Source organism: Salmonella sp. SA15303 (genome assembly GCF_029962125.1).
Taxonomy (GTDB): Bacteria; Pseudomonadota; Gammaproteobacteria; order Enterobacterales; family Enterobacteriaceae; genus Salmonella; species Salmonella enterica.
In genome coordinates, this window is record NZ_CP123924.1 from 4,165,171 (window position 1) to 4,191,609 (window position 26,439).

Below are 26,439 nucleotides of genomic sequence, written 5' to 3' on the forward strand. Positions count from 1 at the left end.
CGTCAGGTTACGCACTACATCATTCGAGGAATACCAGGCGGTCTGCCGGATGGCGGCGGAAAGGACTTATCAGGCCTACGGGTCATGGTAGGCCTGATAAGCGCAGCGCCATCAGGCCTACGATTACTGTGATTACGACTTACGCAGCATTAGCCAGAGGCTAATCAGGAAGAAAGACGCGCTCGGCAGCAGCGCGCCGACAATCGGCGGAATGCCGTATACCAGCGTCAGCGGGCCAAAAATCTGGTCGAGAACGTAAAAGACGAAGCCGAAGCTAATCCCCGTCACCACGCGCACGCCCATCGGCACACTACGCAGCGGTCCAAAGATAAACGACAGCGCCATCAGCATCATCACCGCCACGGAGAGCGGCTGGAAGATTTTACTCCACATATTGAGCTGATAACGTCCGGCGTCCTGTCCGCTCGACTTCAGATATTTAACGTAGTTATGCAGACCGCTGATGGAAAGCGCATCCGGGTCCAGCGCCACCACGCCTAACTTATCCGGCGTCAGATTCGTTTTCCAGGTGCCGCTCACCGTCTGCGAACCGGTGATCTGTTTCGGGTTTTGCAGATCGGACTCATCCACCTGCGACAAACGCCAGACCTTATGCTCCGGGTCGAATTTTGCCGAAGCGGCGTAACGCACTGACTGCAAACGACGCTGATCGTTGAAAGCGTAAATACTAATGCCGGCCAGCTCCTCGTCGCCCTTCACCCGTTCAATATAGACAAAGTTATTCCCGTCTTTCGCCCACAGACCTTGCTGGGTGGAAAGCAGCGAACCGCCATACATCGCCTGCGCACGATAGTTACGCGCCATCTGCTCGCCCTGCGGGGCGACCCATTCGCCGATCGCCATGGTTAACAGCACCAGGGGGATAGCCGTTTTCATCACCGACAGCGCCACCTGCATACGGGTGAAACCCGATGCCTGCATCACCACCAGTTCGCTACGCTGCGCCAGCATCCCCAGTCCCAGCAGCGCGCCAAGCAGCGCCGCCATAGGAAAGAAGATCTGGATATCCTTAGGTACGCTGAGCAGGGTGTACATACCCGCGCCCAGCGCGTCGTAGTTACCCTGCCCCGCTTTTTTCAGCTGATCGACAAACTTGATGATCCCGGAGAGCGACACCAGCATGAACAACGTCATCATGATGGTGGTAAAAATGGTTTTACCGATATAGCGGTCAAGTACACCAAATGGCTGCATTATACCGCTCCTTTACGCAGAAAACGGGCACGCAGGCGGCGGACCGGCACCGTATCCCACAGGTTTAAACCAATCGCCAACGCCAGATAGATCAGGTTGACCGCCCACATCCAGATAACCGGGTCCAGTTTGCCTTTACCGCCATTCGATTTAATGGAGGTCTGGATCAGGAAGAACAGCAGATAAAGCAGCATGGCGGGCAACATAGACAAGACACGCCCCTGACGTGGATTCACCACGCTGAGCGGCACGACCATCAGCGCCATCATAAATACGGTAAAGACTAACGTGATACGCCAGTGCAGCTCGGCGCGAGCGCGATCGTTGTCGGTATTCCACAGCGTGCGCATGTCCATCTGGTCAGTATCGTTCGGGTCCAGCGCCACGGCCTGATGGCCAATAATTGCCTGATAGTTCTGGAAGTCGGTGATGCGAAAATCGCGTAGCAACGCCGTCCCTTCAAAACGCGTCCCTTTGTTTAAGGTGACAACCTGGGAACCATCGCGCAACTGAGTAAGGTGTCCGGAATCGGCCACGACTACAGAAGGACGAGCATTGCCCTTAGGGCGAATTTGCGCCAGGAAAACATCGTGGAAGTCGCTGCCGTCAACGCTTTCGATGAACAGCACCGAGTTGCCGTTGGTCGCCTGCTGGAATTGTCCCTGCGCCAACGCCGCCATACCGGGGTTCGCTTTCGCCTCCGCCAGTACTTCATCCTGGTGTTTTGACGACCAGGGGCCGGCCCACATCACGTTAACCGCCGCAAGGATACCGGTAAATAACGCCAGTACCATGGCGGCCTTTACCAGCACGGCTTTGCTCAACCCACAGGCGTGCATGACCGTAATTTCACTTTCGGTATACAGTTTGCCCAGCGTCATCAGCAGCCCCAGGAACAGGCTTAAAGGCAGGATGAGCTGCGCCATTTCCGGTACGCCCAGCCCCAGAAGCGAGAGCACCAGATTTGCGGGAATATCGCCGTCAACCGCCGCGCCGAGAATCCTCACTAACTTTTGACAAAAGAAGATCAAAAGTAAGATGAAGAGTATCGCCAGCTGGCTTTTGAGCGTCTCCCGCACCAGATATCTTATGATTATCACTTTAAATACGCCCGTAAAAACCCATTTTTTTGCTGGAATTTAGCTTGTTTCATGGCTTAAACGTCATTTATTCTCTTGAGTCGTCGAAATCATCGCTAAGATCATTATACTCAGCGGATTCACCTCTCAGAACTTGTTCTGACGTGCCAATGCCGTAATAACGTTAAGATTAACACGAAGTCACCGCAACAGCGGATATGAGTTACGAAAGCTTTCAATTTCTATACTCTAATGGATTTCGAGTTGCAGGCAGGCGGCAAGACTGTGAAGCCCCGGAGCTTACATCAGGTAAGCGACAGGGGTGAGCAGGCGCAGCCAACGCATCTGCAACTTGAAAGACGACGAGTATAGCTGTAGCCACCACTGTTGTCTTTAAGATTCAGGAGCATAGTGCATGGAGTTCAGTGTAAAAAGCGGTAGCCCGGAGAAACAGCGGAGTGCCTGCATTGTCGTGGGCGTCTTTGAACCGCGTCGCCTTTCTCCGATTGCAGAACAGCTCGACAAAATTAGCGACGGATACATCAGCGCATTGCTGCGTCGCGGCGAACTGGAAGGAAAACCGGGGCAGACTCTGTTGCTGCACCATGTTCCTAACGTTCTTTCCGAGCGAATCCTCCTCATTGGTTGCGGCAAAGAGCGCGAGCTTGATGAACGTCAGTATAAGCAGGTTATTCAGAAAACGATAAATACTCTGAATGATACCGGTTCGATGGAAGCCGTCTGTTTCCTGACCGAACTGCACGTCAAAGGCCGCAACAACTACTGGAAAGTGCGTCAGGCCGTCGAAACGGCCAAAGAGACGCTTTATAGCTTTGATCAACTCAAGACCAACAAGAGCGAGCCGCGCCGCCCGCTACGTAAGATGGTCTTTAATGTGCCGACCCGCCGTGAGCTCACCAGCGGCGAACGCGCCATTCAGCACGGTCTGGCCATCGCCGCCGGGATTAAGGCTGCGAAAGATCTCGGCAACATGCCGCCCAATATCTGTAACGCCGCCTACCTGGCGTCACAGGCGCGCCAGTTGGCCGACAGCTACAGCAAAAATGTCATTACCCGCGTGATCGGCGAACAGCAAATGCGCGAACTGGGTATGAACGCTTATCTGGCGGTCGGCCACGGTTCGCAGAATGAATCGCTGATGTCGGTGATTGAGTACAAGGGCAATCCGTCCGAAGACGCGCGCCCGATCGTGCTGGTGGGTAAGGGCCTGACCTTCGACTCCGGCGGCATCTCCATCAAGCCATCTGAAGGGATGGACGAGATGAAGTACGACATGTGCGGCGCGGCGGCGGTTTACGGCGTGATGCGTATGGTCGCCGAGCTTCAGCTTCCGATTAACGTTATCGGCGTACTGGCGGGCTGTGAAAACATGCCGGGCGGACGCGCGTATCGTCCGGGCGACGTGCTGACCACCATGTCCGGTCAGACGGTTGAAGTGCTGAATACCGATGCCGAAGGCCGTCTGGTTTTGTGCGACGTGCTGACCTACGTTGAGCGCTTCGAACCGGAAGCGGTCATTGACGTCGCGACGCTAACCGGCGCCTGCGTGATTGCGCTGGGCCATCACATTACCGGTCTGATGTCGAACCATAACCCGCTGGCGCATGAACTGATCGGCGCGTCCGAGCAAGCGGGCGACCGCGCGTGGCGTCTGCCGCTGGGCGATGAGTTCCAGGAACAACTGGAGTCCAACTTTGCGGATATGGCGAACATTGGTGGTCGTCCTGGCGGCGCTATCACCGCGGGCTGCTTCCTGTCGCGCTTTACCCGTAAGTACAACTGGGCGCACCTGGATATCGCCGGTACCGCCTGGCGTTCCGGCAAAGCGAAAGGCGCGACGGGTCGTCCGGTAGCGCTGCTGTCGCAGTTCCTGCTCAATCGTGCGGGCTTTAACGGCGAAGAGTAAGTTTGAGATTACCCCGTAGGCCTGATAAGGCGCATTAGCGCCGCCATCAGGCGTTTTGCCGGATGGCGCTGCGCTTATCCGGCCTACGGGAGGCATCATGACAACGCATTTAAATCCACCACAAGAAGCCCCATATATGAAAAATGCGACGTTCTATCTTCTGGATAATGACACCACCGTCAACGGTTTAAGCGCCGTTGAACAACTGGTGTGTGAAATTGCCGCAGAACGTTGGCGCGCGGGCAAGCGCGTGCTGATCGCCTGCGAAGATGAGAAGCAGGCCATTCGGCTGGATGAAGCGCTGTGGGCAAGACCGGCGGAAAGTTTTGTCCCGCACAATCTGGCAGGCGAAGGCCCACGCGGCGGCGCGCCGGTTGAAATCGCCTGGCCGCAAAAACGCAACAGCAGCCCGCGCGATATTTTAATCAGCCTGCGTACAAGCTTTGCAGATTTTGCCACCGCTTTCACAGAAGTGGTAGACTTCGTCCCTTACGAAGAAACTTTGAAACAACTGGCGCGCGAACGCTACAAAGCCTACCGCGTGGCTGGTTTTAACCTGAATACGGCAACCTGGAAATAATGGAAAAGACATATAACCCCCAAGATATCGAACAGCCGCTTTACGAGCACTGGGAAAAGCAGGGCTATTTCAAGCCTAACGGCGACGAAAGCAAAGAGTCCTTCTGCATCATGATCCCGCCGCCGAACGTCACCGGCAGTTTGCATATGGGACATGCTTTCCAGCAAACCATCATGGATACCATGATCCGTTACCAGCGTATGCAGGGTAAAAACACCCTGTGGCAGGTCGGCACCGACCACGCCGGGATCGCCACCCAGATGGTGGTTGAGCGCAAGATTGCCGCTGAAGAAGGTAAAACCCGTCACGACTACGGCCGCGATGCGTTTATCGACAAAATCTGGCAGTGGAAAGCGGAATCCGGCGGCACCATTACCCGCCAAATGCGCCGTCTCGGCAACTCCGTTGACTGGGAGCGCGAGCGCTTCACCATGGACGAAGGCCTTTCCAATGCCGTGAAAGAAGTCTTTGTTCGCCTGTACAAAGAAGACCTGATTTACCGTGGCAAACGCCTGGTGAACTGGGACCCGAAACTGCGCACCGCCATCTCTGACCTGGAAGTGGAAAACCGCGAGTCCAAAGGCTCGATGTGGCACATCCGCTATCCGCTGGCCGACGGCGCGAAAACCGCAGACGGTAAAGATTATCTGGTTGTCGCCACCACCCGCCCGGAAACTATTCTCGGCGATACCGGCGTGGCCGTGAACCCGGAAGATCCGCGCTACCAGAGTCTTATCGGTAAATTCGTTATTCTGCCGCTGGTTAACCGCCGCATTCCGATTGTTGGCGACGAACACGCCGATATGGAAAAAGGCACCGGCTGCGTGAAGATCACCCCGGCGCACGACTTTAACGACTATGAGGTCGGGAAACGTCATGCCCTGCCGATGATCAACATCCTGACCTTTGACGGCGACATCCGCGAAAGCGCGGAAGTGTTCGATACCAAAGGTGAAGAGTCTGACGTTTATTCCAGCGAGATTCCGGCTGAGTTCCAGAAGCTGGAACGCTTTGCTGCCCGTAAAGCAGTCGTTGCTGCCGTTGACGCGCTGGGCCTGCTGGAAGAAATTAAACCGCACGATCTGACTGTCCCTTACGGCGACCGTGGCGGCGTGGTTATCGAACCGATGCTGACCGACCAGTGGTACGTCCGTGCTGACGTGCTGGCGAAACCGGCGGTGGAAGCGGTTGAGAACGGCGACATTCAGTTCGTGCCGAAGCAGTACGAAAACATGTACTTCTCCTGGATGCGCGATATTCAGGACTGGTGTATCTCTCGTCAGCTGTGGTGGGGTCACCGTATCCCGGCATGGTATGACAACGACGGCAACGTCTACGTTGGCCGTACCGAAGACGAAGTGCGTCAGGAAAATAACCTCGGCGCCGACGTTGCGCTTCGTCAGGACGAAGACGTTCTCGATACCTGGTTCTCCTCCGCGCTGTGGACTTTCTCCACCCTCGGCTGGCCGGAAAACACCGACGCCCTGCGTCAGTTCCACCCCACCAGCGTGATGGTGTCCGGCTTCGATATCATCTTCTTCTGGATTGCCCGCATGATCATGATGACCATGCACTTCATCAAAGATGAAAACGGCAAGCCGCAGGTGCCGTTCCATACCGTCTACATGACCGGTCTGATTCGCGACGACGAAGGCCAGAAGATGTCCAAATCCAAGGGTAACGTTATCGACCCGCTGGATATGGTGGACGGCATCTCCCTGCCGGAACTGCTGGAAAAACGCACCGGCAACATGATGCAGCCGCAGATGGCGGAGAAAATTCGCAAGCGTACCGAGAAGCAGTTCCCGAACGGCATTGAGCCGCACGGCACCGACGCCCTGCGCTTTACCCTGGCGGCGCTGGCCTCGACCGGCCGCGACATCAACTGGGATATGAAGCGTCTGGAAGGTTACCGTAACTTCTGTAACAAGCTGTGGAACGCCAGCCGCTTTGTGCTGATGAACACCGAAGAGCAGGATTGCGGCTTCAACGGCGGCGAAATGACGCTGTCGCTGGCTGACCGTTGGATCCTGGCGGAATTCAACCAGACCGTTAAAGCGTACCGCGACGCGCTGGACAGCTTCCGCTTCGATATCGCCGCGGGCATCCTGTACGAGTTCACCTGGAACCAGTTCTGCGACTGGTATCTGGAGCTGACCAAGCCGGTAATGACCGGGGGTTCCGAGTCTGAACTGCGTGGCACCCGCCATACGCTGGTCACCGTACTGGAAGGTCTGCTGCGCCTGGCGCATCCGATCATTCCGTTCATCACCGAAACCATCTGGCAGCGCGTGAAGGTTATCTGTGGCATTACCGCCGATACCATTATGCTGCAGCCGTTCCCGGAATATAACGCCGCACAGGTGGATGAAGCCGCGCTGGCCGATACCGAGTGGCTGAAGCAGGCGATCGTCGCGGTACGTAACATTCGTGCGGAAATGAACATCGCCCCGGGCAAACCGCTGGAACTGCTGCTGCGCGGCTGTAGTGAAGAAGCCGTTCGTCGTGTTAACGACAACCGTAGCTTCCTGCAAACCCTGGCGCGTCTGGAAAGCATCACCGTGCTGCCAGCCGATGACAAAGGTCCGGTTTCCGTGACCAAAATCATCGACGGCGCCGAACTGCTGATCCCGATGGCAGGCCTCATCAACAAAGACGATGAGCTGGCGCGTCTGGCGAAAGAAGTGGCGAAAATCGAAGGCGAGATTGCCCGTATCGAAGGCAAACTGTCCAACGAAGGTTTCGTCGCCCGTGCGCCGGAAGCGGTGATTGCCAAAGAGCGTGAGAAGCTGGACGGTTACGCAGAAGCCAAAGCGAAACTGATTGAGCAGCAGGCGGTTATTAGCGCGCTGTAATCTGAAAGCCTGATGGCGCTTCGCTTACCAGGCCTACACGTTCGCTTATTGACATGGCGCGATCGGTAGGCCGGATAAGGCATTCACGCCGCCATCCGACAACATGAATTATGGGCCGACGTAAACGTCGGCCTTTTTACATCAGATAAACGGGAAGTAAGGCATAATGCCACGAGAAATCCACATTAGCGGGCTGTTTTCCAGCGGCTTCTCATCATTGGTTAACTCAAGCGAATCCAGATCGCCCTGGACCTGTGTATTCTGCGCCAGCCAGCTCACCAGCCAAATTTTCAACCACGGATAAGCCAGCCCTAAGGTCACGCCGGAAATCACAAACACCACCAGTAACCGCCACAGCATACCGTGTGCAGTGACAGAGGAATGAAAACGAATCGAATCGTTCGCCAGTGACAAATTGTTTAAAAACAGGTTGCGTAACGCCACATATAAGTAACTGGTTACCACAATAATCGCGAGAAAATAGAGGAAATAACATGCCATTATCTGGCCATAATATTGCAGAATAAGCGCCCCTCCTGCCTGCGCATTCCCCATCATACTCAAAAGAATCATGTCGGTGAACACCGGCGCGATTAGATAACCAATCACGACAGCAAAAGGGAAAAGGGTCAACATTGCCAACACGCACCCTCTGATGCACGTTTTAACATTAACCTGAATCGAGAAACGATGAATGCCAAAGTTTGCGCCATTACCAAACAAGGTCATCCATTTGCTGTAGGTAATACCGTTAATGACCCCTATCCCAATAATAGCCAGCAAACCGAGAAAAACGATACTGAACACTAAACCGCCGACGGCGATGGTTACCAGTGAGATAATATAAAGAACAATATAAAGCGCCACCATCAGGAGTACAGGAAGAGCGAACATGTACCACCAGGCGCGCCGCATGGAACACTGGAATCCAAAATGTACGCCATTAAGCGAAGTCATCATCGCCTGATACTGTAATCCTTTCACCGCCATAAAAGGAATAATCGCAATTAATAAGCCGAATAGCGTAAAACCGAGACCGGGATGACCGTGTTCAATAAGAGAGAGGCTAACAATATAAATAATAAAAACTAACAACACACTAATAAATAATGCGCCGCCCGTGGCTTTGTAAGCAAAAGGCTGATTGTTTAGCGTCATGTTAGTATAAATATAACGTCGACATTTCACCATCGCCCACGGCGCATAGATTCCCAACGTGATACACGTCAACAAGAAATTCACAAGGCAAATAACAAAATACTTTCCGCCCTTGCCTGTAAACACCAACGTGTGATTATGGTTATCTTTACTACTGATAACGTTATTCATGAATCATATCCCTGAATTACAATCTATTAGAATTAATAATAAAAACCAGTAAACTGTTACTGATTTGACTACGATACTATTTTTGTTTAATTTTTCCGCCTTTTATTTTGTCTGATTCAGGATCTCCTTGCGCGTAACTCAAGACGGTGGTATTAAAGTAATCTATAAATAAATTTTAAAAATTGAGCCATATTATGAATAATGTCGCCTCGCCAACGCTCACGGTGCGCCGAATCACTACCGCCGACAATGCCGCTATTGCCCGTGTCATCCGTCAGGTTTCAGCGGAATACGGACTTACCGCCGATAAAGGTTATACCGTTGCCGACCCCAATCTGGATGAACTGTATCAGGTTTATAGCCAACCGGGCGCGGCCTACTGGGTGGTAGAGCAAAACGGTTGTGTGGTGGGCGGCGGCGGCGTGGCGCCGTTATCCTGTAGCGAACCAGACATTTGTGAACTGCAAAAAATGTATTTTTTACCGGTGATTCGTGGCCAGGGGCTGGCGAAAAAGCTGGCGCTGATGGCGCTGGATCATGCCCGTGAACAGGGTTTTAAACGCTGCTATCTGGAAACAACGGCTTTTTTACGCGAGGCGATTGCGCTATACGAACGTTTAGGATTTGAACATATTAGCGAACCGCTCGGCTGCACCGGACATGTCGATTGCGAAGTGAGGATGTTAAAGGATCTCTGAAAACCAGGCGTTTATTTATCCTCGCCAGGTATTATTTTTGCTGATATAAATAATCCCGGAAACATCCTGTTATCCGGGAATCACTTATTATTCAAGGAAGTTATAAATGAAACGCCTATTATCAGCAATTGTTTTCCCCGCTATGTTTATTAGTATCTCTAATGTATATGCATTAGATATACAGCCCGGCGAATGGAAAATGGAAAATATAGAAATGCGCACCATCAATCCAGATACAAAAGAAGTATTAATGGATGAAAAAAATTCGGGCATAGCGACGCTTATGTGTTATACCCCTAAAATGTCTGAAGATTCTAAAAAAATGGTGAAGGGTTTTTCTACCAGTGCAGGCGGTTGCACGACAACATTTGTAGAAAGTACGGATACCAAACTGATCAATGAGACTGTCTGTAATAATCCTGATGTCAAATCGCACTCTATTGTAGAAACGACGAAAATAAGCGATACAGAATTTGCGATGACCATGAAATCGGATGTCGATGCAGGAGGTAATAAAACAACCTCCATCAACAAAATTAAACAAACCTTTGTTGGCAAGACCTGCTCTGAAGCGTCAAAAGGCGTGAAACAGTAAGTATTTCAACACAAGAACCCGTAGTGATGATGCAAAAATGGCATTGTTCACGGTCACCTTTCGGGAATATAACACTGAGTGAGTTCTTTTTGCCTGCCGCAGGGCAGGCTTTACTCAGGACAGAATATCATGAAAATGACTTTTTCTGCTCGCCAGCAGTTTGATGTCGGGCGGATGACCACGCAGGTGGCGACAGCGTAAAAGATAAAAACGCTAATCTTTAATTTTACCCTTTATCCGGCGGCTGGCACGCCGCTATGAAAACGAAACTCGCGGTCTGGCGACAAGATAAGGTCAGCTTCTACCTCGCCAAAATAGCGCACGCGCGCAGAAATGTCCTCGGCGGAAATCTGCTGCGCCAGCGCCAGGTAATCCTGATAATGCCGTGCTTCGGAGCGCAGAAGCGAGAGATAAAACGTCTGTAAATCCTCATCCAGCCAGGGCGCCAGAGCGGCAAAACGTTCGCAGGAGCGGGCTTCGATATACGCCCCGCAAATCAGCTTATCAATTAAGGTGAGCGGTTCGTGCGTGCGTACCGCTTTCAACATTCCTTTCGCGTAGCGGCTGGCGGTGATTTTCACATAAGGAATGTTTCTGGCCTGCATGACCTCGCGTACCTGCCAAAAATGGTGCAACTCCTCTTTAATCAATAACACCATACGGTCGATAAGCTGACGTCCCCAGGGGTCATCAGTTTGCGGCATGGCGCTTTTGCTAATCTGTTTATGCAGGGCAACAAAATCCGGCTCCGGCCCCTGACGAAACGCGAACGCCTCGTAAGGTTGCAGCCAGGAGAGCAGCGCGTCGGCGCCCGATTTATCGGCGACATATTTACGCACCAACAGCAACGCGGTTTGCGCAGCCTTCAGTTCGCAGATCAGGTGATCGGTAAGCAGAAGAGGAAGATTTTGCGGATCGCGGGCCTGGACAATCCACGCCTGCGGCGTCGGGCAATGCAGGAAATTAAGCACCGGAGAGAGTATTTGCGGGTAATTCATACGTAACCTGTTAAAAAAATACGACAGCAGACGCTGCCGTACCGTCATACTATGCAGCTTTAGTGACGCACGCCGTCGTCATCTTCATCGACATAATCGTCGTCATCACCCTCTTCGCCATTAGGGTCTTCGAAATAGGTTCCCCAGCCGTCGTATTCAACATCATATTTTTCCGCCAGGTTCATCAGTTGCTCAACCTGAGCGTCGATGAGTTCGGCGTTCAACGCGCACTCGCTGAGGATGTCGCAACAAATAACCGTATCGCCCTCTTCCACTTCCAGCTCTTCCGGCTCCGTCACTTCATAGCCGAGTTTAAAGGCTTCTACCGCGGCTTTTTCCAACGTTTCGAAATCGTCAGCGGAAAGGTGATGCTCGATAGTGTACAGCGCATCCGGATCGCTGCCGTCCTCAAGTAACTCTTCAATAATTAAGCGCGTTTCTTCACGCTGCTCTTCCAGTAATTCCGGGTTTGCCATAGCTCGTTCCTCATAGATGTCCTGCCGATACTCTTATTGTCACATACCGCCGACGTTGCCTCCACCTTATCGAGAAAAGTTTTATCAAACAGAGTTGCAAATGAATAATCATCCATATAAAGTGAATTTTAATTCAATGAGAGGCCTAAGCCATGTGAGGGAAGTATGTCTACGTTTTACCAAAAACCTTTTTTAAAGTTACTTGATTTCACCGCCAGCGAGCTCACTGCTCTGTTGCAGCTTGCCGCCAAACTGAAAGCCGATAAGAAAAACGGTAAAGAAGAACAAAAGCTGGTGGGTAAGAATATTGCGCTCATCTTCGAAAAAGACTCGACCCGGACACGATGCTCTTTCGAAGTTGCCGCATACGATCAGGGGGCGCGCGTGACGTACCTGGGTTCCAGCGGGAGCCAGATCGGCCATAAAGAGTCCATCAAAGATACTGCCCGCGTCCTGGGCCGGATGTTTGACGGTATTCAGTATCGAGGATATGGCCAGGAGATCGTCGAAACGCTGGCTGAATATTCCGGTGTGCCGGTATGGAACGGTTTAACCGATGAGTATCACCCAACGCAATTACTGGCGGATCTGCTTACCATGCAGGAACATCTGCCGGGTAAAGCCTTTAACGAGATGACGTTGGTCTATGCCGGCGACGCGCGTAATAACATGGGTAACTCCATGCTGGAAGCCGCCGCGTTAACAGGATTGGATCTCCGTCTGGTCGCGCCAAAAGCCTGCTGGCCGCAAGCCGCGTTAGTGGCGGAGTGCAGCGCCATGGCGAAAAAGAACGGCGGCGCCATAACCCTGACCGAAGATATCGCCTCGGGCGTAAAAGGCGCGGATTTTATCTATACCGATGTTTGGGTCTCTATGGGCGAACCCAAAGAGAAATGGGCGGAGCGTATTGCCCTGCTGCGTGATTATCAGGTCAACAGCCAGATGATGGCCTTAACCGGCAATCCGCAGGTTAAGTTCCTGCATTGTCTGCCTGCGTTCCATGATGACGAAACCACGCTCGGCAAAAAAATGGCCGAAGAGTACGGTTTACATGGCGGGATGGAAGTGACCGACGAGGTTTTTGAGTCTGCGGCCAGCATTGTCTTTGATGAAGCGGAAAACCGAATGCATACCATCAAAGCAGTAATGGTAGCGACGCTGTCTAAATAATGTCGTGATGATGCCGGATGGCGGTTGGCCTACAAGATCGCAACGTGCAGGCGCCGCCATCCGGCACAAAATATTACGCCATCAGCATTTTCACAACCGCTTTACGTACCCGCGCCGGTTCTCCCACCGCGCACAGGGGCTTATGCACTTCGCCGGGATAAAACACCACAAAGTCGCCTTCGTTCAGGACGACGGTTTTCTCGTCGACGCTCGTCGGTAAAAATGCAATGTCTTTATCCGCCAGCCAGTCCGTGTGCGGCGTTCCCGCAGGCCGGGTACTGAATGCCATCCCTTCCTGACCTTGTAGCACAATCTGAATATCAAGATAACGAGCGTGATACTCTGCGCTGCGCGATTCGCCCGGCTCCGTCATATTTTCAGAAATCATATAAAACAGCCTGTCGCCGTCAATGTCATACTTACCTGGCGCGGTCGTTGTCGTGACATGCGCATTGACGTGCTCAATCGCCTGCCGTAACGCCGTCGGCAGCCAGACCTCCAGATGTTCAATATTGCCAATAATCATCGCATCCCCTTAGTTAAAACAGCGTTTTATTTTTCTCTTTATACGAGAAAAATGGCTGCCATACTACCCTTACTCTCATCGATTTTGCGCCAGCGCATGTTTATCGCCAGCGGTGTTTCTATATTGTTAATAGTTCGCCCAACTTTATGCAGTGCCTATGCATAAACCCCAGCGGCGCCAAATTGCCATCACTAACAATGCTTTGATATTAAAGGCGTTAACATAAAAACGTTTTAGCGATCACAATTCGCTCTCCCTGCATAAATGACTTCTCTATCCATAGTTATTTTTAAATTATTTAAATATCCCCGATAATAAAATCCCCCTCACGCATAGTTATGCAACCATTAAAAATAATCACTTTATTTTCAATGAGTTAAGATTTAAATATCATTCAATACAGCAAACAAATAATTAACAATAGAAAAATAACAAACCATATAGCTGCGTAGTAATTCATTTAATGCCTTATTGTTTTTTGAATTTCTCTGACCCGGTTCATATATTAAGTAAGAAAAATAGCACTCCTTGATTGATGTGAATCTCATCACATTAACAACCCAAATAAAATTCAATCATTGCTCCCGAATTTAACTGAAACGCCGCGACTGCAAGCACGCTAAATATTTGCAGCCACTCCTTCTTTATTCTTGTAATTATGTAAAAGGTATAATGATGGAAAAGCATTTTGTCGGTTCTGAAATCGGTCAATTACGCAGCGTAATGTTGCATCGGCCCAATCTCAGCCTAAAAAGACTTACCCCTTCAAATTGTCAGGAATTACTTTTTGACGATGTATTATCCGTAGAGCGCGCTGGCGAAGAGCATGACATTTTTGCCAACACGCTGCGCCAGCAAGGGATAGAAGTGTTGCTGTTAACCGACCTGCTCACCCAAACGCTGGATGTGGCTGACGCTAAAGCCTGGCTACTGGATACGCAAATTTCCGATTATCGCCTTGGGCCCACCTTTGCCGCAGATATTCGCGCCTGGCTGGCGGATATGCCGCACCGTGAACTGGCTCGCCATTTAAGCGGCGGTTTAACTTACGGCGAAATTCCCGCCTCCATAAAAAATATGGTGGTCGATACTCACGATATTAATGACTTTATTATGAAGCCATTACCGAATCACCTATTTACCCGTGACACGTCCTGCTGGATATATAACGGCGTCTCAATTAACCCCATGGCGAAACCTGCACGCCAACGTGAAACGAATAATTTACGTGCCATTTATCGCTGGCATCCTCAATTCGCAGGCGGTGATTTCATTAAATATTTCGGCGACGAGGACATTAATTACGACCACGCCACTTTAGAGGGCGGCGATGTGCTGGTGATTGGCCGCGGCGCGGTGTTGATCGGTATGTCTGAACGTACTACGCCGCAGGGCGTCGAGTTCCTGGCGCAGGCATTGTTTAAACATCGTCAGGCGGAACGCGTCATTGCCGTTGAACTGCCAAAACATCGCTCCTGTATGCACCTTGACACCGTCATGACCCACATTGATATCGACACCTTCTCCGTCTATCCGGAAGTCGTTCGCCCGGACGTTCAGTGCTGGACGCTGACGCCAGACGGACGCGGCGGTCTGAAACGAACCTAGGAGAGCACGCTGGTTCATGCTCTTGAAACAGCGCTTGGCATCGATCAGGTGCGCTTAATCACCACTGGCGGCGACGCATTTGAAGCTGAGCGCGAACAGTGGAATGACGCCAATAACGTGCTCACCCTGCGTCCAGGCGTGGTGGTGGGCTATGAGCGCAACATCTGGACCAACGAAAAATACGACAAAGCCGGCATTACCGTCCTTCCCATTCCCGGCGATGAACTGGGTCGCGGGCGCGGGGGCGCACGCTGCATGAGCTGTCCACTGGAACGCGATGGTATTTAAAGGAGACGTTATGGAAAACAAACGCACACTGGTCGTCGCGCTGGGCGGCAATGCGCTGCTCAAACGCGGCGAACCGCTGGAGGCTGATATTCAGCGTAAAAATATCGAACTGGCGGCCAGAACCATCGCCCAGCTTACGCGGCAATGGCGCGTGGTGTTAGTGCACGGCAACGGCCCACAGGTAGGACTGCTGGCGCTACAAAATAGCGCCTACGCTAACGTTACACCCTACCCGCTCGATATTCTCGGTGCGGAAAGCCAGGGCATGATTGGCTACATGCTGCAACAGGCGCTGAAGAATCATCTGCCGGAGCGTGAAATCAGCGTCCTGCTCACCCAGGTCGAAGTCGATGCCAACGACCCGGCATTCCTCAATCCAACCAAATATATCGGACCGATTTACGACGAAGCGCAGGCCCGTGCGTTACAGGCAGAAAAGGGCTGGGTATTCAAAGCCGACGGTAACGCCTTCCGCCGCGTTGTGCCCTCCCCGCAGCCGAAACGCATTGTGGAAAACGATGCCATCCGCGCGCTGATTAGCCGCGATCACCTGGTTATCTGTAACGGCGGCGGCGGCGTGCCGGTCGTGGAAAAAGCCGATGGCTACCACGGTATCGAGGCGGTGATCGACAAAGATCTGTCCGCCGCCCTGCTTGCCAGCCAAATTCACGCCGACGCGCTGCTCATTCTGACCGATGCCGACGCGGTGTATCTCGACTGGGGCAAGCCCACCCAACGCCCGCTGGCGCAGGTTACGCCGGAGCTGCTTCGTGAAATGCAGTTCGACGCCGGTTCGATGGGCCCGAAAGTGACCGCCTGCGCTGAGTTTGTCAGCCATTGCCGCGGCATTGCCGGAATCGGCTCGCTGGCGGATGGGCAAGCCATTCTCGCGGGCGAGAAAGGTACTTTGATTCGGTGTGAAACCGCCGACGTTGACGCATAAGGCTTTTTACCGGATGGCGGCTTCCGCCTTATTCGGCCTACAGAGCGCGCATAACCGTGGGCCGGATAAGCGCAGCGCCATCAGGCAATTCATTTTAACAAGGATATTGTAATGGTTATTTCACTGAAAAATCGTAACTTTTTGAAGCTGCTTGACTACACCCCGGCGGAAATCCAACACCTCATCGATCTGGCTATTGAGCTGAAAGCCGCAAAAAAAGCCGGATGCGAAAAGCAAACACTGATCGGCAAAAACATCGCGCTGATTTTTGAAAAAACCTCTACTCGCACCCGATGCGCGTTTGAAGTCGCCGCGTTCGACCAGGGCGCGCAGGTGACTTATCTCGGCCCAAGCGGCTCGCAGATCGGCCATAAAGAGTCCATGAAAGATACTGCTCGCGTCCTGGGGCGGATGTATGACGGCATCGAATATCGCGGATTTGGTCAACACATTGTGGAAGAGCTGGGGGAATACGCGGGCGTTCCCGTCTGGAACGGCCTGACCGATGAATTTCACCCCACACAGATCCTGGCCGATCTGATGACCATGCTGGAACATGCGCCGGGCAAAACGCTGCCGGAACTGAGCTTCGCCTACCTGGGCGACGCGCGCAACAACATGGGCAATTCGCTGATGGTGGGCGCGGCGAAGATGGGCATGGATATCCGTCTGATAGCGCCAAAGTCCTTCTGGCCTGATGCCGCGCTGGTCGCGCAGTGCCGAGAAATCGCCAGCGTTACCGGCGCTCGTATCACCTTAACGGAGAGCGTTGAAGACGGCGTTCACGGTGTGGATTTCCTCTATACCGACGTCTGGGTCTCGATGGGAGAACCCAAAGAAGCCTGGGCGGAGCGCGTCAGTCTGATGACGCCATATCAGGTCAACCAGCAGGTGGTAAACGCTACCGGTAATCCTGATGTGAAGTTTATGCACTGCCTGCCCGCCTTCCATAACGAGCACACCAAAGTGGGACGCGAAATCGAAATGGCTTACGGCCTGAAAGGACTGGAGGTCACGGAAGAGGTGTTCGAGTCCGCAGGCTCGATAGTCTTCGATGAAGCGGAAAACCGGATGCACACCATCAAAGCAGTCATGGTGGCGACGCTCGGCGACTAATCCCACAGGATATGCGCCCTCGCGGCGCATATCCGTGATATCAGGAGAGAACATCATGGGTAAATTTAAATTTCCCACCGCTTATACCATCCTGTTTATTCTTATTGCCCTGGTCGCAGTGATGACCTGGATTGTGCCGGCGGGAAAATACCAAATGGCGATGAACGCCACGCTGGGAAAAGAGGTGCCGGTGGCGGGAACGTATGCCCCCGTGGACGCGCATCCGCAAGGGATTACCGCTGTTTTACTGGCGCCGATTGACGGCCTCTATAACCACGAAACCTACACCGCCGGCGCCATTGACGTCGCGCTGTTTGTCTTGATTATCGGCGGCTTTCTGGGGGTGGTGAATAAAACGGGGGCGATTGATGCCGGTATTGAACGGGTAACTATCAAACTCAACGGCAAAGATGAGTGGATGATCCCCATTCTGATGGCGCTGTTCGCCGCAGGCGGCACTATCTATGGCATGGCGGAGGAGTCGTTGCCCTTCTACACGCTGCTGGTGCCGGTTATGATGGCGGCCCGCTTCGATCCGTTAGTGGCCGCGGCAACCGTACTGCTCGGCGCGGGGATAGGCACGCTCGGTTCGACCATTAACCCTTTCGCCACGGTCATTGCCGCCAACGCCGCCGGCATCCCTTTTACTCAGGGAATGCTGATGCGAGTACTGCTGTTAATTGTCGGCTACGTACTGTGCGTGTTTTGGGTAATGCGCTATGCGCGCAAAGTCCGCGCCCATCCTGAGCTTTCTATCGTGGCAGATAAAATGGAGGAAAACCGCGCCCATTTCCTCGGCAATCGAGCCAATACTCTGCTGGAGTTTACGGCTACCCGGAAATGGGTGCTGATGATCTTCGCCGCCTCTTTCGCGGTGATGATTTACGGCGTGGCGGTTCTCGGCTGGTGGATGGCGGAAATCTCCGGCGTCTTTCTGGCGGCGGCGATTATCGTTGGCGTGATAACGCGGATGGGTGAGGAAGCGTTCACCAGTACCTTTATTGACGGCGCGCGGGATTTACTCGGCGTGGCGCTAATTATTGGTATCGCGCGCGGCATTGTGGTGGTCATGGATAACGGTATGATTACCCACACCATTTTGCACAGCGCGGAAAGTCTGGTTTCCGGCCTCTCTACCACTATTTTCATAAACGTAACCTACTGGCTGGAAGTATTGCTCTCCTTCCTGGTGCCCTCCTCTTCCGGTCTTGCCGTATTGACAATGCCCATTATGGCGCCGTTAGCGGATTTTGCCCACGTACAGCGGGATTTGGTCGTAACCGCCTACCAGTCGGCCTCCGGGATTGTGAACCTGGTTACGCCCACCTCCGCCGTGGTCATGGGCGGTCTGGCGATCGCGCGGGTTCCCTATGTCCGCTATCTGAAATGGGTCGCCCCGCTGTTGCTGATCCTGACATTGCTGAATATGGCGGTACTGAGCATCGGAGCGATGATGTAACGAGCCAGATGGCGACGCGTCTTATCTGACAGGACTGATAAGCACAGCGCCATCAGGCACGCCGTCACCTTTTTTGATCGGCTTCTCATTTTCCTGCAAAACCGCCCGATTGATCCGCAATCGATGTGACAAATGTGATGAATTTCGCCAGTCCGTTGATATCAATAATAAAGATAAGGTGCATTTATGAAGGAATACGATGATTACTCCGCCAAAGAACAACAGCAACTGGCGGTTTGTCAGCGCCTGATTAGTGAAAAAAGTTACCTGTCCCAGGAGGAGATTCGCCGCGATTTACAAAATGAGGGATTTGAAGGTATCAGCCAGTCTACGGTTTCGCGCCTGCTCAAGCTGCTGGGCGCAATAAAAATCAGAAATACGAAGGGACAAAAGATTTATTCCGTAAATCCCCAGCGGCGACCTTCGCCGGATGCCGGACGTTCAATAGCCGAAATGGTCGTTAGCGTTGAACATAATAGCGAATTTATCCTTATCCATACGGCGGCAGGTTATGGTCGCGCCGTCGCGAGAATTCTGGATTACCACGCATTGCCGGAAATTCTCGGCGTCGTTGCCGGTAGCAGTATTGTCTGGGTCGCACCACGGGTCGTTCAGCGCACGGCGCTGGTACACAAACAAATTAATTATTTGCTTAAAATGAATTTAAATTCATAAGAACCGTTTGCGATGAGTAAATCATGCATTAATCGCTTGATCCCAAAACAGAGCTGAGTATAATCGCGGACAATTTGCCGGGAGGAAGCATGGTTCAGTGTGTACGACATTCTGTCTTACCGCGTCTGAAAAAAGACGCAGGCCTGCCGTTTTTCTTTCCGTTGAAAACCAATACCAAGCCCCTCAATTGAGGGGTTTTTTTTTGCCCAGGCGTCAGGAGATAAACATGGCTAACCCGCTATATCAAAAACATATCATTTCCATAAACGACCTCAGCCGCGACGATCTTAATCTGGTACTGGCGACGGCGGCGAAATTAAAAGCCAACCCGCAGCCGGAGCTTTTGAAACATAAAGTGATCGCCAGCTGCTTTTTCGAAGCCTCCACGCGTACCCGCCTGTCGTTTGAAACTTCAATGCATCGCCTGGGCGCCAGCGTAGTGGGCTTCTCCGACAGCGCCAACACGTCGCTGGGGAAAAAAGGAGAAACGTTAGCCGACACGATCTCAGTGATTAGCACTTACGTGGACGCGATTGTGATGCGCCATCCGCAAGAAGGCGCGGCACGTCTGGCGACGGAGTTTTCCGGTCAGGTGCCGGTGCTCAATGCGGGCGACGGTTCGAACCAGCATCCGACACAGACCCTGTTGGATCTGTTCACCATCCAGGAAACGCAGGGCCGTCTGGATAACTTGCATATCGCGATGGTCGGCGATCTGAAATATGGCCGCACCGTGCATTCGCTAACCCAGGCGCTGGCGAAATTTAGCGGCAACCGTTTTTATTTTATCGCGCCGGACGCGCTGGCGATGCCGCAGTACATTCTGGATATGCTGGATGAAAAAGGGATGGCCTGGAGCCTGCATGGTTCTATTGAAGAGGTCATGGCCGACGTCGACATCCTCTATATGACTCGCGTACAGAAAGAGCGTCTCGACCCGTCGGAGTACGCCAATGTGAAGGCGCAGTTTGTTCTGCGCGCCAGCGACCTGAACGGCGCGCGTGAAAATATGAAAGTGCTGCACCCGCTGCCGCGGATTGATGAAATCACCACGGATGTGGATAAAACGCCACACGCCTGGTACTTCCAACAGGCGGGCAACGGTATTTTCGCTCGCCAGGCGTTACTGGCGTTAGTACTGAATAGCGAACTGAGTCTGTAAGGGAGAAAAACGATGACACACGATAACAAACTGCAGGTTGAAGCCATTAAATGCGGCACCGTGATTGACCATATCCCTGCGCAGGTAGGCTTTAAACTGCTGAGTCTGTTTAAATTGACCGAGACCGATCAGCGAATCACTATCGGTCTGAATCTCCCGTCTGGCGAGATGGGGCGTAAAGACTTAATCAAAATAGAAAACACCTTTCTCACCGAAGAGCAGGTTAACCAACTTGCTCTGTACGCGCCGCAGGCCACCGTTAACCGCATCGACAACTACGACGTAGTCGGGAAATCACGCCCCAGCCTGCCAGAGCGTATTAATAATGTGCTGGTTTGCCCGAACAGCAACTGCATCAGCCACGCGGAACCAGTATCCTCCAGCTTTGCAGTGAAAAAACGCGCCAATGATATCGCCCTCAAATGCAAATACTGTGAAAAAGAGTTTTCGCATTATGTGGTGCTGGCCAACTAATTTGGGTTGGTTATGAGATCCCGGCTCCCTATAATGAGCGGGGACATTCTATTACCGCTGTAATTCAGGAGAAATCATGAGCAAAACTATTGCGACGGAAAATGCACCAGCAGCAATCGGCCCATACGTACAGGGCGTTGACCTGGGTAGCATGGTAATCACTTCCGGTCAGATCCCGGTCGATCCGAAAACCGGTGCCGTAGCGGAAGACGTATCCGCTCAGGCACGTCAGTCGCTGGAAAACGTTAAAGCTATCGTGGAAGCCGCTGGCCTGAAAGTAGGCGACATTGTGAAAACGACCGTATTCGTGAAAGACCTGAACGATTTCGCGACCGTCAACGCCACCTACGAAGCCTTCTTCACCGAGCACAACGCCACCTTCCCGGCGCGTTCCTGCGTGGAAGTTGCCCGTCTGCCGAAAGACGTGAAAATTGAGATTGAAGCGATCGCTGTTCGTCGCTAAGCGCCGGACGTCATCCCCGCCGGGCGGCGCAAGTTTGCCCGGTTCGGGGCACCAACAGCCATGGAGAGGCGGCAATGGTAAGATCGCGTTTTACCGAGGAACAAATCGCCGATTTTCTGCAACAGTCGAAAAACGGCGTACCGAATAAGGCGTTGTGCGAAGAATATGGATTTAGCAACAGCACGCTCCGTCGCTGGCAGGAGAAACATGCTGAAAGCATACGCCAGGAATTAAAACAGATAGAATCTACCGCGAAGATAGTCTTTTTATGCTTCATTGTCGCAGCCATATTGCTTACCCTTATGTTTCCTAAACCCACTGCCGCCTTAGCGATTCCTCCTTACTTAGTTTATTGCATTAGCTATATTCGCCGCTTTCGTCGCATATCCGCAAAACATATCCGGCGGTGGGACATCTCCTCCTCTCGTTCTGGCTCGGGGGCAGAGAATGTATTTTACAAACTTAGCTGGACATTCCTCTTTTTTATGCCTGCATATAGCATTCTACAGTTGCTTGAATAAGCCCTGAAATTTAAAGATAAAGCCGATCGCGTTAAACTTGTCGAGCTTTACGGGCATCTGGCCTGGTTAGCGATATCGGGGATTAAGCACGCTGGCGAATCCCCGACGAAAGTGTTTACTGCCAGCCATAACGTCTGCTGTAAAACCCTTTCACCAACTGGGTTAACGTCATATATCCCACCAGAATGGCAATCAGCCACGGGAAATAGCTTAACGGCAGCGCCTGCAACTGCAGGTAAGACGCCAGCGGCGAAAACGGCAACGAGACTCCCACCACCATCACCAACAATGTCATCGCCATCAGCGGCCAAGCGGCGCGACTTTGAATAAACGGCAGACGGCGGGTACGGATCATATGCACAATCAGCGTTTGCGACAGTAATCCCACCACAAACCAGCCGGACTGGAACAAAGTTTGCGTTTCTGGCGTATTCGCATGAAATACCCACCACATCAGACAAAAGGTCAAAATGTCGAAAATCGAGCTGATCGGACCGAAAAAGACCATAAAGCGCCCCAAATCCGCCGGATTCCAGCGCTGCGGCTTTTGAATTTGTTCTTCATCGACATTATCAAACGGAATCGCCACCTGGGATACATCGTACAGTAGGTTTTGAATCAGCAAGTGCAGCGGCAGCATTGGCAGGAACGGCAAAAAGGCGCTCGCCACCAGTACGCTAAACACGTTACCGAAATTTGAGCTGGCCGTCATCTTGATATATTTCAACATATTAGAAAAAGTACGACGACCTTCAATGACGCCTTCTTCCAGCACCATCAGGCTCTTTTCCAGCAGGATAATATCGGCCGCTTCACGGGCGATGTCCACCGCGCCATCTACCGAGATACCAATATCCGCCGCCCGCAACGCCGGAGCATCGTTAATCCCGTCGCCCATAAAACCGACCACATGCCCCTCGCGTTTGAGTAAAGTGACGATGCGCTCTTTATGCATCGGCGTCAGACGCGCAAACAACGTCGTACGGGCGGCCAGCGCCGCCAGCGCGTCGTCGCTTAACCCTTCAATATCACTGCCAATAATGACATCGCCCGCATCCAGCCCAACCTCATGGCAAACTTTCGCCGCTACCAGCTCGCTGTCGCCGGTGAGAATTTTCACCGTAATTCCGCTCGCCTTCAGCGCTTTCAGCGCCGGCGCGGTGGTCTCTTTCGGCGGATCGAGAAAAGCGATATACCCTTCCAGAATGAGGTCAGACTCATCGATACGTTGGTAATCGCCCTCACGCGCAGGCAGGTATTTGGTCGCGACGGCGACCACGCGTAGCCCCTGACGGTTCAGCGTGTCGGTAACGCGTTTCACCCGGCGCAGCATATTGTCGTCCAGCGGCACAATATCGCCGTTGTGGCGCACCTGAGTACACACGTTCAGGATCTCCTGTAACGCGCCTTTGCAGACCAGTTGATGCACGTTCGAATCTTCGGCGACCACTACCGACATCCGGCGACGCTCAAAATCAAACGGGATCTCATCGATTTTCTGCCAGCGTCCGGAGAGCTGACGCGCGGCGGTTTCGTCTACTCCCTCCAGGACCGCCGTATCCAGTAAATTTTTTAGACCGGTCTGATAATGGCTGTTCAGCCAGGCGCAATGCAGTACATGCTCGCTGGGCTTACCAGAAATATCCGTGTGATTCTCCAGCACAATTTTATCCTGCGTCAGAGTGCCGGTTTTATCAGTGCACAGAATATCCATCGCGCCGAAGTTCTGAATCGCATCAAGGTGCTTCACGATAACTTTCTGTTTCGAGAGCTTCACCGCCCCGCGCGCGAGGGTGGAGGTGACGATCATCGGCAACATTTCCGGGGTGAGCCCTACCGCGACCGAGAGCGCAAATAGCGCCGCTTCCCACCAGTCACCTTTCGTGTAACCATTAATAATCAGTACTACCGGCGCCATGACCAGCATAAAGCGGATCAGCAACATACTGACGCGGCTAATTCCTTTCTGGAAAGCGTTCTGCTCGTTATCTTGTTCCGACACGCGCCCCGCCAATTGACCAAACCAGGTGCCGGCGCCGGTCGCCATCACCACGGCCTGCGCCGTTCCGCTCACGACGTTCGTCCCCATAAAGCACAGCGTGTCGCACTCAAGCGGGTTATTTTGCCGGGGCTCACGCGTCGCGGCGACTTTCTCGACTGGCAGAGATTCGCCGGTCAGCGACGCCTGGGCGACAAACAGATCGCGCGCCTGGATAATCCGTAAATCCGCCGGGATCATATCCCCCGCCGCCAGCTTAATAATATCGCCGGGCACCAGTTGATCGATGGGTAATTCCAGCCAGGCATTTTCGCCATTTTCATTAATAACCCGCAGTACGGTAGCGGTATTGCTCACCATCGCTTTTAGCGCGTCCGCCGCTTTTGTCGAGCGCGCTTCCTGCACAAAATTCAGCAGCGTTGAGATACCGACCATCAGGGCGATAACGCCTGCGGCAAACAGATCCTCCGTGGCATAAGAAATGCCGCCAAGAATCGTGAGTAAGATGTTGAAAGGATTGCGATAACATACCCACAGATGCACCCACCACGGCGAGGGTTTCTGTGCCGGAAGGCGGTTTTCGCCATGCTTTTCACGCGCGCGCGTCACCTCGGCAGCGTTTAATCCCTCCGGGTGCGTATCAAAAACGCGCCAGAGAGTCTCCTGCTCCATTGCCGCGACTTTCAGACAGCGCTCGCTCAGCGAAGGCGGGATAGTCGCATTTACCGCGGTCTGCGCGCCGGGCAGCGGATCGCGGTGAACCAGACGATAAGGCAAATGACGATTAAGCCGGGCAAAAAGCTGGCGGGTAATGATTTTTAGCATAGGTAATCCCTCCGCGCCGAAGTCAGGCGCAGAAAATTCTTCAGGCACGGCAAAGCCTTGCCCGATGAGCAATGTTTAAATAAAAACAGGGACGTTATTGTGTCACTGTCTTACACACCGGTAAGACAGCAGAGGCAGGCTTACCGGAAAAGGAAAATTCTCCATCGCGGGAGAGGGGTGGGTTCAGGGTCCATGTCGCCTCCGGTAAGTAAATAATTTGCGCCGCGGATTATACGCATAAATCCATAAGTTTTGTGGCAATTATGGCGGTATCATACCGTTACGTAATTAAACCAACGATAAACCAGACTTTGCCCATTGCCCTTCGCTTGAGTAAAGTTACTCTTTTTATCACCATCAGCGTCACGCCACGGGAAAACAGGATGCAAAACCGGCTCACTATCAAAGACATCGCCCGCCTGAGCGGCGTAGGGAAATCAACCGTTTCCCGCGTGCTTAACAATGAAAGCGGCGTAAGCGAACGTACCCGCGAGCGTGTCGAAGCGGTGATGAATCAACACGGTTTCTCCCCGTCCCGCTCCGCCCGCGCGATGCGGGGACAAAGCGATAAAGTGGTCGCTATTATCGTCACTCGCCTTGATTCGTTGTCTGAAAACCTCGCGGTTCAGACCATGCTGCCTGCGTTTTACGAACAGGGCTACGACCCTATTATGATGGAAAGTCAGTTCTCGCCGACGCTGGTAATGGAACATCTGGGCATGCTCAGACGACGTAACATTGATGGCGTGGTGCTGTTTGGCTTTACCGGCATCACAGAAGAGTTGATCGCCCCCTGGAAAGCCTCGCTGGTGCTGCTGGCAAGAGATGCGCAAGGTTTTGCCTCCGTCTGTTACGACGACGAGGGCGCGATTCATATCCTTATGCAGCGGCTGTATGAGCAGGGACACCGCAACATTAGCTTTCTGGGCGTTCCCCATAGCGATATTACCACCGGCAAACGTCGGCATGACGCATACCTGGCGTTTTGCAAAAAACATAAACTTCACCCCGTCGCCGCCCTGCCCGGTCTTGCCATGAAGCAGGGCTATGAGCATACGGCAAGCGTCATCATGCCGGATACCACCGCGTTAGTCTGCGCCACCGATACGCTGGCGTTGGGCGCCAGTAAGTATTTACAGGAGCAACGTATTGAGACGCTGCAACTGGCAAGCGTCGGGAACACGCCGCTGATAAAATTCCTGCACCCGGAGATCGTCACTGTCGATCCTGGCTATGCTGAAGCCGGACGACAGGCGGCTTCGCAGCTGATCGAACAGATCAATGGCCGCTGCGATCCGCGCCGGATCGTCATTCCTTCTACCCTCGCCTGAGTGACTAATTAAACGGAATACCACGAGTAATTTGTGATCGTCGCTGCGTTTCGGGAACGTTCCCATTTTTAAACCAACGTTGAAGAGCTACTCTTGCGCCAACCCATAACATATCTCCTCTGCCATG

The 26,439-nt window shown here is 52.8% G+C and carries 27 protein-coding genes and 1 pseudogene; 18 read left to right on the plus strand and 10 right to left on the minus strand.

What is annotated here, in order from left to right; translation table 11 throughout:
- Positions 1 to 132: 132 nt before the first annotated feature.
- From lptG to QEN31_RS20455, 3 genes are all read right to left on the minus strand, one after another.
- Complete coding sequence (lptG, locus tag QEN31_RS20445) at positions 133 to 1,215, minus strand: LPS export ABC transporter permease LptG (RefSeq protein WP_001182242.1); 1,083 nt, start codon at positions 1,213 to 1,215, stop codon at positions 133 to 135.
- Positions 1,215 to 2,315 carry an LPS export ABC transporter permease LptF gene (lptF, locus tag QEN31_RS20450; protein WP_000584130.1) on the minus strand — a complete coding sequence of 367 codons (1,101 nt, stop codon included), beginning with the start codon at positions 2,313 to 2,315 and terminating at the stop codon, positions 1,215 to 1,217. The genes lptG and lptF overlap by 1 nt, the downstream gene beginning before the upstream one ends.
- 63 nt (positions 2,316 to 2,378) lie before the next feature.
- Entirely contained in the window at positions 2,379 to 2,429 is a 51-nt protein-coding gene (locus QEN31_RS20455; RefSeq protein WP_212724070.1) for a hypothetical protein, read from the minus strand.
- 280 nt (positions 2,430 to 2,709) lie between these two features.
- Between QEN31_RS20455 and pepA the strand changes: the two genes are divergently transcribed.
- The 3 genes from pepA to QEN31_RS20470 all read left to right on the plus strand — a co-directional run bounded on the left by pepA (position 2,710) and on the right by QEN31_RS20470 (position 7,656).
- Positions 2,710 to 4,221: a leucyl aminopeptidase gene (gene pepA, locus QEN31_RS20460; RefSeq protein ID WP_000397158.1), complete on the plus strand. Its 1,512-nt coding sequence runs from the start codon at positions 2,710 to 2,712 to the stop codon at positions 4,219 to 4,221.
- A 136-nt stretch (positions 4,222 to 4,357) separates the two neighbouring features.
- Positions 4,358 to 4,801 (plus strand): DNA polymerase III subunit chi, encoded by a 444-nt coding sequence (gene holC, locus QEN31_RS20465; protein ID WP_001523689.1) that lies wholly within the window; start codon positions 4,358 to 4,360, stop codon positions 4,799 to 4,801.
- Complete coding sequence (locus QEN31_RS20470; protein WP_000416329.1) at positions 4,801 to 7,656, plus strand: valine--tRNA ligase; 2,856 nt, start codon at positions 4,801 to 4,803, stop codon at positions 7,654 to 7,656. Before holC ends, QEN31_RS20470 begins: the two co-directional genes overlap by 1 nt.
- A gap of 141 nt (positions 7,657 to 7,797) precedes the next feature.
- Here QEN31_RS20470 and QEN31_RS20475 read toward each other — a convergent pair whose 3' ends face one another.
- Positions 7,798 to 8,985 carry a YjgN family protein gene (locus QEN31_RS20475; protein WP_001066984.1) on the minus strand — a complete coding sequence of 396 codons (1,188 nt, stop codon included), beginning with the start codon at positions 8,983 to 8,985 and terminating at the stop codon, positions 7,798 to 7,800.
- Between the two features lie 194 nt (positions 8,986 to 9,179).
- On the opposite strand from QEN31_RS20475, the gene QEN31_RS20480 reads away from it, so the two are divergent.
- Together QEN31_RS20480 and QEN31_RS20485 are read left to right on the plus strand one after the other, a co-directional pair.
- Positions 9,180 to 9,683, plus strand: coding sequence for a GNAT family N-acetyltransferase (locus QEN31_RS20480; protein ID WP_001519079.1), 504 nt, complete (start codon positions 9,180 to 9,182; stop codon positions 9,681 to 9,683).
- A gap of 106 nt (positions 9,684 to 9,789) precedes the next feature.
- Positions 9,790 to 10,278 carry a DUF3617 domain-containing protein gene (locus QEN31_RS20485; protein WP_000826193.1) on the plus strand — a complete coding sequence of 163 codons (489 nt, stop codon included), beginning with the start codon at positions 9,790 to 9,792 and terminating at the stop codon, positions 10,276 to 10,278.
- A gap of 233 nt (positions 10,279 to 10,511) precedes the next feature.
- On the opposite strand, the gene miaE is transcribed toward QEN31_RS20485, so the two are convergent.
- A complete protein-coding gene (gene miaE, locus QEN31_RS20490; protein WP_000218459.1) occupies positions 10,512 to 11,324 on the minus strand; it encodes a tRNA isopentenyl-2-thiomethyl-A-37 hydroxylase MiaE in 813 nt (270 codons plus the stop codon).
- 11 nt (positions 11,325 to 11,335) lie between these two features.
- Positions 11,336 to 11,752, minus strand: a complete 417-nt coding sequence (gene rraB, locus QEN31_RS20495) for a ribonuclease E inhibitor RraB (RefSeq protein ID WP_000002940.1) — start codon at positions 11,750 to 11,752, stop codon at positions 11,336 to 11,338.
- A 100-nt stretch (positions 11,753 to 11,852) separates the two neighbouring features.
- On the opposite strand from rraB, the gene argL reads away from it, so the two are divergent.
- A complete protein-coding gene (gene argL, locus QEN31_RS25480; RefSeq protein ID WP_223148976.1) occupies positions 11,853 to 11,948 on the plus strand; it encodes a putative translational regulatory protein ArgL in 96 nt (31 codons plus the stop codon).
- A complete protein-coding gene (gene argF, locus QEN31_RS20500) occupies positions 11,918 to 12,922 on the plus strand; it encodes an ornithine carbamoyltransferase (protein WP_000103041.1) in 1,005 nt (334 codons plus the stop codon). Before argL ends, argF (QEN31_RS20500) begins: the two co-directional genes overlap by 31 nt.
- Positions 12,923 to 12,995: 73 nt before the next feature.
- Here argF (QEN31_RS20500) and QEN31_RS20505 read toward each other — a convergent pair whose 3' ends face one another.
- Entirely contained in the window at positions 12,996 to 13,448 is a 453-nt protein-coding gene (locus QEN31_RS20505; RefSeq protein ID WP_000583461.1) for a YhcH/YjgK/YiaL family protein, read from the minus strand.
- Positions 13,449 to 14,123: 675 nt separating this feature from the next.
- On the opposite strand from QEN31_RS20505, the pseudogene arcA reads away from it, so the two are divergent.
- The 5 genes and pseudogenes from arcA (at position 14,124) to QEN31_RS20530 (ending at position 19,537) form a co-directional block, all read left to right on the plus strand.
- Positions 14,124 to 15,344, plus strand: a pseudogene (arcA, locus tag QEN31_RS20510) (arginine deiminase).
- 10 nt (positions 15,345 to 15,354) lie between these two features.
- Entirely contained in the window at positions 15,355 to 16,287 is a 933-nt protein-coding gene (gene arcC / locus QEN31_RS20515) for a carbamate kinase (protein WP_000428751.1), read from the plus strand.
- A gap of 111 nt (positions 16,288 to 16,398) precedes the next feature.
- A complete protein-coding gene (argF, locus tag QEN31_RS20520; RefSeq protein ID WP_000237031.1) occupies positions 16,399 to 17,403 on the plus strand; it encodes an ornithine carbamoyltransferase in 1,005 nt (334 codons plus the stop codon).
- A gap of 55 nt (positions 17,404 to 17,458) precedes the next feature.
- Positions 17,459 to 18,862, plus strand: coding sequence for a YfcC family protein (locus QEN31_RS20525; RefSeq protein ID WP_000514425.1), 1,404 nt, complete (start codon positions 17,459 to 17,461; stop codon positions 18,860 to 18,862).
- A gap of 186 nt (positions 18,863 to 19,048) precedes the next feature.
- Entirely contained in the window at positions 19,049 to 19,537 is a 489-nt protein-coding gene (locus tag QEN31_RS20530; protein WP_000666051.1) for an arginine repressor, read from the plus strand.
- On the opposite strand, the gene QEN31_RS20535 is transcribed toward QEN31_RS20530, so the two are convergent.
- Entirely contained in the window at positions 19,507 to 19,647 is a 141-nt protein-coding gene (locus tag QEN31_RS20535) for a hypothetical protein (RefSeq protein WP_001541415.1), read from the minus strand. The genes QEN31_RS20530 and QEN31_RS20535 overlap by 31 nt on opposite strands.
- Here QEN31_RS20535 and pyrL point away from each other — a divergent pair.
- The 5 genes from pyrL (at position 19,627) to QEN31_RS20560 (ending at position 22,157) form a co-directional block, all read left to right on the plus strand.
- A complete protein-coding gene (gene pyrL, locus QEN31_RS20540; RefSeq protein WP_000249504.1) occupies positions 19,627 to 19,728 on the plus strand; it encodes a pyr operon leader peptide in 102 nt (33 codons plus the stop codon). The genes QEN31_RS20535 and pyrL overlap by 21 nt on opposite strands.
- A gap of 35 nt (positions 19,729 to 19,763) precedes the next feature.
- Positions 19,764 to 20,699 carry an aspartate carbamoyltransferase gene (pyrB, locus tag QEN31_RS20545; RefSeq protein WP_000013055.1) on the plus strand — a complete coding sequence of 312 codons (936 nt, stop codon included), beginning with the start codon at positions 19,764 to 19,766 and terminating at the stop codon, positions 20,697 to 20,699.
- 12 nt (positions 20,700 to 20,711) lie between these two features.
- The gene (gene pyrI / locus QEN31_RS20550; RefSeq protein ID WP_000148570.1) at positions 20,712 to 21,173 is read left to right on the plus strand and encodes an aspartate carbamoyltransferase regulatory subunit; all 462 of its coding nucleotides are present in this window, start codon (positions 20,712 to 20,714) and stop codon (positions 21,171 to 21,173) included.
- Positions 21,174 to 21,249: 76 nt separating this feature from the next.
- Positions 21,250 to 21,636, plus strand: coding sequence for a 2-iminobutanoate/2-iminopropanoate deaminase (gene ridA, locus QEN31_RS20555; RefSeq protein ID WP_000047544.1), 387 nt, complete (start codon positions 21,250 to 21,252; stop codon positions 21,634 to 21,636).
- Positions 21,637 to 21,710: 74 nt separating this feature from the next.
- A complete protein-coding gene (locus QEN31_RS20560) occupies positions 21,711 to 22,157 on the plus strand; it encodes a transposase (protein WP_000252550.1) in 447 nt (148 codons plus the stop codon).
- Between the two features lie 115 nt (positions 22,158 to 22,272).
- Here QEN31_RS20560 and mgtA read toward each other — a convergent pair whose 3' ends face one another.
- Positions 22,273 to 24,981 carry a magnesium-translocating P-type ATPase gene (mgtA, locus tag QEN31_RS20565; protein WP_001738655.1) on the minus strand — a complete coding sequence of 903 codons (2,709 nt, stop codon included), beginning with the start codon at positions 24,979 to 24,981 and terminating at the stop codon, positions 22,273 to 22,275.
- A gap of 140 nt (positions 24,982 to 25,121) precedes the next feature.
- Positions 25,122 to 25,220, minus strand: coding sequence for a mgtA regulatory leader peptide MgtL (mgtL, locus tag QEN31_RS25485; protein ID WP_105789234.1), 99 nt, complete (start codon positions 25,218 to 25,220; stop codon positions 25,122 to 25,124).
- A gap of 144 nt (positions 25,221 to 25,364) precedes the next feature.
- Here mgtL and treR point away from each other — a divergent pair, with 144 nt between their 5' ends.
- A complete protein-coding gene (treR, locus tag QEN31_RS20570; protein ID WP_001181297.1) occupies positions 25,365 to 26,312 on the plus strand; it encodes a trehalose operon repressor TreR in 948 nt (315 codons plus the stop codon).
- The last annotated feature ends 127 nt before the right edge of the window (positions 26,313 to 26,439 follow it).